Source organism: Sphingomonas sp. PAMC 26605 (assembly GCF_000241485.1).
Taxonomy (GTDB): Bacteria; Pseudomonadota; Alphaproteobacteria; order Sphingomonadales; family Sphingomonadaceae; genus Sphingomonas.
This window is the reverse complement of the sequence record NZ_JH584249.1, coordinates 1-5,869: the sequence shown is the minus strand read 5'-3', so window position 1 is coordinate 5,869 and position 5,869 is coordinate 1. Positions and strand designations below refer to the sequence as shown.

Genomic DNA, 5,869 nt, shown 5'->3' with positions numbered 1-5,869 from the left:
GAGGATTTCTGCGGGTTTGACGCGGGATTGAAAGAAAAGTGCAAAAAAGGGTTTGACCGAATCAGGAGTGCCGCCTAGAGGGGTGTCACCGCAGCGACGGACCACACGGTTCGCTTCTGCAGTCACCAAATTGTCGGCGCTGAGGGGCTCTCCTAAAAAGAGGGCAGGCCTAAGCGTCGGTATTTTGCGCTCTTTGACATTGTCGGTTTAGATGAAGGGACATGTGGGCGGCGGCTCCGGGTCCAACGTTTTCAAGGCGTTGGTAATTCGGTTAAAGCTAAGTCGTTCTCATATGTCCTTCACGTATCCATACGTAATGGACGTTTTATTTGGCTTCGGCTGGGCAAGGCGTCTGAAAGATATTGTGCAGAGCGGCTCCTTGAGATGGACGAGATTATCGTGGAATTCCACTGCGATGGTTTTGTGACATAAACTTGAGAGTTTGATCATGGCTCAGAATGAACGCTGGCGGCATGCCTAACACATGCAAGTCGAACGAAGGCTTCGGCCTTAGTGGCGCACGGGTGCGTAACGCGTGGGAATCTACCCTTAGGTTCGGAATAACAGTTGGAAACGACTGCTAATACCGGATGATGACGTAAGTCCAAAGATTTATCGCCTAGGGATGAGCCCGCGTAGGATTAGCTAGTTGGTGTGGTAAAGGCGCACCAAGGCGACGATCCTTAGCTGGTCTGAGAGGATGATCAGCCACACTGGGACTGAGACACGGCCCAGACTCCTACGGGAGGCAGCAGTGGGGAATATTGGACAATGGGCGAAAGCCTGATCCAGCAATGCCGCGTGAGTGATGAAGGCCTTAGGGTTGTAAAGCTCTTTTACCCGGGATGATAATGACAGTACCGGGAGAATAAGCTCCGGCTAACTCCGTGCCAGCAGCCGCGGTAATACGGAGGGAGCTAGCGTTATTCGGAATTACTGGGCGTAAAGCGCACGTAGGCGGCTTTGTAAGTAAGAGGTGAAAGCCTGGTGCTCAACACCAGAACTGCCTTTTAGACTGCATCGCTTGAATCCAGGAGAGGTGAGTGGAATTCCGAGTGTAGAGGTGAAATTCGTAGATATTCGGAAGAACACCAGTGGCGAAGGCGGCTCACTGGACTGGTATTGACGCTGAGGTGCGAAAGCGTGGGGAGCAAACAGGATTAGATACCCTGGTAGTCCACGCCGTAAACGATGATAACTAGCTGTCGGGGCTCTTAGAGCTTCGGTGGCGCAGCTAACGCATTAAGTTATCCGCCTGGGGAGTACGGCCGCAAGGTTAAAACTCAAATGAATTGACGGGGGCCTGCACAAGCGGTGGAGCATGTGGTTTAATTCGAAGCAACGCGCAGAACCTTACCAGCGTTTGACATGTCCGGACGATTTCGGGAGACCGATCTCTTCCCTTCGGGGACTGGAACACAGGTGCTGCATGGCTGTCGTCAGCTCGTGTCGTGAGATGTTGGGTTAAGTCCCGCAACGAGCGCAACCCTCGCCTTTAGTTACCATCATTCAGTTGGGGACTCTAAAGGAACCGCCGGTGATAAGCCGGAGGAAGGTGGGGATGACGTCAAGTCCTCATGGCCCTTACGCGCTGGGCTACACACGTGCTACAATGGCGGTGACAGTGGGCAGCAATCCCGCAAGGGTGAGCTAATCTCCAAAAGCCGTCTCAGTTCGGATTGTTCTCTGCAACTCGAGAGCATGAAGGCGGAATCGCTAGTAATCGCGGATCAGCATGCCGCGGTGAATACGTTCCCAGGCCTTGTACACACCGCCCGTCACACCATGGGAGTTGGATTCACCCGAAGGCAGTGCGCTAACCGCAAGGAGGCAGCTGACCACGGTGGGTTCAGCGACTGGGGTGAAGTCGTAACAAGGTAGCCGTAGGGGAACCTGCGGCTGGATCACCTCCTTTCTAAGGATATCGGCGGAAAGCGCTTATCGGGTTCGCCCTTTAAGAAGAGCTTCCTCCATTCCAAAGAACATATTGCCGCCGTCCTCATGTCCCTTCATCACTAGGTAGTCCACACGGACCGACAGCATCGCTGTTACGGTTCGTGTCGGACAAGCTCGGTCGGCGCTGCGAAGCGCGCCATCTGGCGCAGCGTTGCTGCGACGGTCGGCGCGAAGCAGGTGCGGGCCTGTAGCTCAGTTGGTTAGAGCGCACCCCTGATAAGGGTGAGGTCGGTGGTTCGAATCCACCCAGGCCCACCACTTTCGCGCTTTAAAAGAGTATGGGGCCTTAGCTCAGCTGGGAGAGCGGTTGCTTTGCAAGCATCAGGTCATCGGTTCGATCCCGATAGGCTCCACCACTCGCCACCAAAACCTAGAGATGAAGAGAAAACTCTTCCGCTTCGGCGGAACACGGAGGCTTCGGCCTCCCTTATTTGACATTGTGAATGGGTTCTTAAAATCGATGCCGTGATATCGGCGTGTCGGTTTGGACATTGAGGTTTGGAAGGTTCACCTTTCCGATCGCACGGCCAGACTGCGCACGCTTTAATAATCAGGCTGAGCATTTTTAATCATCCGCACCAAGATACTGTGACTTTGCTGCTCTGCCGAGTTTTGGTCTGATCGTCATGATCAGTCCCAGCATTGTCATTGGTGGTGCGGACTCTCAAGCGTGAGGTAAGGGCAATTCGTGGATGCCTTGGCGCATACAGGCGATGAAGGACGTGGCACGCTGCGATAAGCGTGGGGGAGCCGTGAGCAGGCCTTGATCCCACGATTTCCGAATGGGGAAACCCACCTATCCCGTTTAACTTCGTATCGAGGCAACTCGGTGCGACGCTAAATGGGGTTAGGTATCACTTAACTGAATACATAGGTTTCGTGAGGCGAACCCGGCGAACTGAAACATCTCAGTAGCTGGAGGAAAAGACATCAACCGAGATTCCGTTAGTAGTGGCGAGCGAACGCGGACCAGGCCAGTGCCGACAAGTGAATTAGCAGAACGATTTGGAAAGATCGGCCATAGCGGGTGACAGCCCCGTATGCGAAAATGAAATTGTCGGACTTGAGTAGGGCGGGACACGTGTAATCCTGTCTGAACATAGGGGGACCACCCTCTAAGCCTAAATACTCGTATGCGACCGATAGTGAACTAGTACCGTGAGGGAAAGGTGAAAAGCACCCCGATGAGGGGAGTGAAACAGTACCTGAAACGGATTGCCTACAAGCAGTTGGAGGGTCCTTGAGGCCTGACAGCGTACCTCTTGCATAATGGGTCTGTGACTTAATGTATCAAGCAAGCTTAAGCCGTTAGGTGTAGGCGCAGCGAAAGCGAGTCTGAATAGGGCGCCAGAGTTTGATGTATTAGACCCGAAACCCGGCGATCTATGCATGACCAGGATGAAGGTGCGGTAACACGCACTGGAGGTCCGAACCGATTAACGTTGAAAAGTTACCGGATGAGTTGTGCTTAGGGGTGAAAGGCCAATCAAGCCGGGAAATAGCTGGTTCTCCGCGAAAACTATTGAGGTAGTGCCTCGGATGGACACCTTGGGGGGTAGAGCACTGGATGGATGCGGGGGTCGCGAGACCTACCAACTCTAACCAAACTCCGAATACCCAAGAGTGATATCCGGGAGACAGACGGCGGGTGCTAAGGTCCGTCGTCAAAAGGGAAACAGCCCTGACCTACAGCTAAGGTCCCCAAGTCGTGTCTAAGTGGGAAAGCATGTGGAACTTCCAAAACAACCAGGAGGTTGGCTTAGAAGCAGCCATCCTTTAAAGAAAGCGTAACAGCTCACTGGTCTAAATAAGAGGTTCTGCGGCGAAGATGTAACGGGGCTCAAGACACGCACCGAAGCTTAGGGTGTACCATTTATATGGTACGCGGTAGCGGAGCGTTCCGTAAGCCTGTGAAGCGATCTGGTAATGGGTCGTGGAGGTATCGGAAGTGCGAATGCAGACATGAGTAGCGATAAAAAGGGTGAGATGCCCTTTCGCCGAAAGACCAAGGGTTCCTGCGCAAGGCTAATCCGCGCAGGGTGAGTCGGCCCCTAAGACGAGCCCGAAGGGGGTAGTCGATGGGAACACGGTTAATATTCCGTGACCTGGTGGTGTGTGACGGATCTCGTGTGTTGTTCGCCCTTATTGGATTGGGCGGGCTTCGAAGAGGTCCCAGGAAATAGCCCCACCGTATAGACCGTACCCGAAACCGACACAGGTGGTCAGGTAGAGTATACCAAGGCGCTTGAGAGAAGTGTCCTGAAGGAACTCGGCAAATTGCCTCCGTACCTTCGGAAGAAGGAGGCCCCAACTCAGCGCAAGCTCTGTTGGGGGGCACAGGCCAGGGGGTAGCGACTGTTTAGCAAAAACACAGGGCTCTGCTAAGTCGGCTTCAAGACGACGTATAGGGCCTGACGCCTGCCCGGTGCCTGAAGGTTAAGTGGAGGGGTGCAAGCTCTGAAATGAAGCCCAGGTAAACGGCGGCCGTAACTATAACGGTCCTAAGGTAGCGAAATTCCTTGTCGGGTAAGTTCCGACCTGCACGAATGGCGTAACGACTTCCCCACTGTCTCCAGGACATGCTCAGCGAAATTGAATTCCCCGTGAAGATGCGGGGTTCCCGCGGTTAGACGGAAAGACCCCGTGCACCTTTACTGCAGCTTCAGAGTGGCATTAGGAAGAAACTGTGTAGCATAGGTGGGAGGCTTTGAAGCGTTGGCGCCAGCTGACGTGGAGCCATAGGTGAAATACCACCCTGTTTGTTTCTGATGTCTAACCTCGATCCATGAAACTGGATCAGGGACCCTCTGTGGCGGGTAGTTTGACTGGGGCGGTCGCCTCCTAAAGAGTAACGGAGGCGCGCAATGGTGGGCTCAGGACGGTTGGAAACCGTCTGTTAGAGTGCAATGGCATAAGCCCGCCTGACTGCGAGACTGACAAGTCGAGCAGAGACGAAAGTCGGTCATAGTGATCCGGTGGTCCCTCGTGGAAGGGCCATCGCTCAACGGATAAAAGGTACGCCGGGGATAACAGGCTGATAACCCCCAAGAGCTCATATCGACGGGGTTGTTTGGCACCTCGATGTCGGCTCATCACATCCTGGGGCTGGAGCAGGTCCCAAGGGTTTGGCTGTTCGCCAATTAAAGTGGTACGTGAGCTGGGTTCAGAACGTCGCGAGACAGTTTGGTCCCTATCTGCCGTGGGCGTCGAAATTTGAGAGGAGTTGACCCTAGTACGAGAGGACCGGGTTGAACATACCTCTGGTGTACCTGTCGTTCTGCCAAGAGCGCAGCAGGGTAGCTATGTATGGACGGGATAACCGCTGAAAGCATCTAAGCGGGAAGCCTCCCTCGAGATAAGATTTCATAGAGCCGTCAGAGACCATGACGTTGATAGATCGGATGTAGAAGTGGAGTAATCCATGGAGCTAACCGATACTAATTGCTCTATTCGCGCTTGAGAGTCCCACCATCAATGACAATCCTGGGTAACCAGCACGTGTCGCAGATGGCGGATGATCAAATGCAACGCCTGATTAACAACTACCATCTTCAGAATGTCGTAAACGTGCACCGATTTTAGGAGTCTGTCCGCAAGGGCAGGCTCCTCGAGAACCCGAACTTTTTGCTGTTCACCGGCTCCATTGCTTGGTGGCTATAGCGTCAGTGCCCCACCCGATCCCATCCCGAACTCGGCCGTGAAACCTGACTGCGCCGATGGTACTATCGCTTAAGCGATGGAAGAGTAGGTCGTCGCCAGGCATTGAAGCCGGTGAACACAAAATGTTCGTGTCCCTCACGAGAACCCATCACATGTCATCTATTCCAAATCCCTGTCGCGGGGTGGAGCAGCCCGGTAGCTCGTCAGGCTCATAACCTGAAGGTCACAGGTTCAAATCCTGTCCCCGCAACCA

At 53.9% G+C, this 5,869-nt stretch carries 3 tRNA genes and 3 rRNA genes; all 6 read left to right on the top strand.

The annotated features are described in order from the left end of the window. Window positions 1-430: 430 nt before the first annotated feature. The 6 genes from RH90_RS21755 (at window position 431) to RH90_RS21730 (ending at window position 5,869) form a co-directional block, all read left to right on the top strand. A 16S ribosomal RNA gene (locus tag RH90_RS21755) occupies window positions 431-1,915 on the top strand. Window positions 1,916-2,137: 222 nt separating this feature from the next. After that, window positions 2,138-2,214: transfer RNA gene (locus tag RH90_RS21750), tRNA-Ile, on the top strand. Between the two features lie 22 nt (window positions 2,215-2,236). Beyond that, window positions 2,237-2,312: transfer RNA gene (locus tag RH90_RS21745), tRNA-Ala, on the top strand. 309 nt (window positions 2,313-2,621) lie between these two features. Beyond that, a 23S ribosomal RNA gene (locus tag RH90_RS21740) occupies window positions 2,622-5,417 on the top strand. Between the two features lie 185 nt (window positions 5,418-5,602). Further along, window positions 5,603-5,717: ribosomal RNA gene (rrf, locus tag RH90_RS21735) — 5S ribosomal RNA — on the top strand. Together the 16S, 23S and 5S rRNA genes with 3 tRNA genes alongside form the textbook arrangement of a ribosomal RNA operon. Window positions 5,718-5,792: 75 nt before the next feature. After that, window positions 5,793-5,869: transfer RNA gene (locus tag RH90_RS21730), tRNA-Met, on the top strand.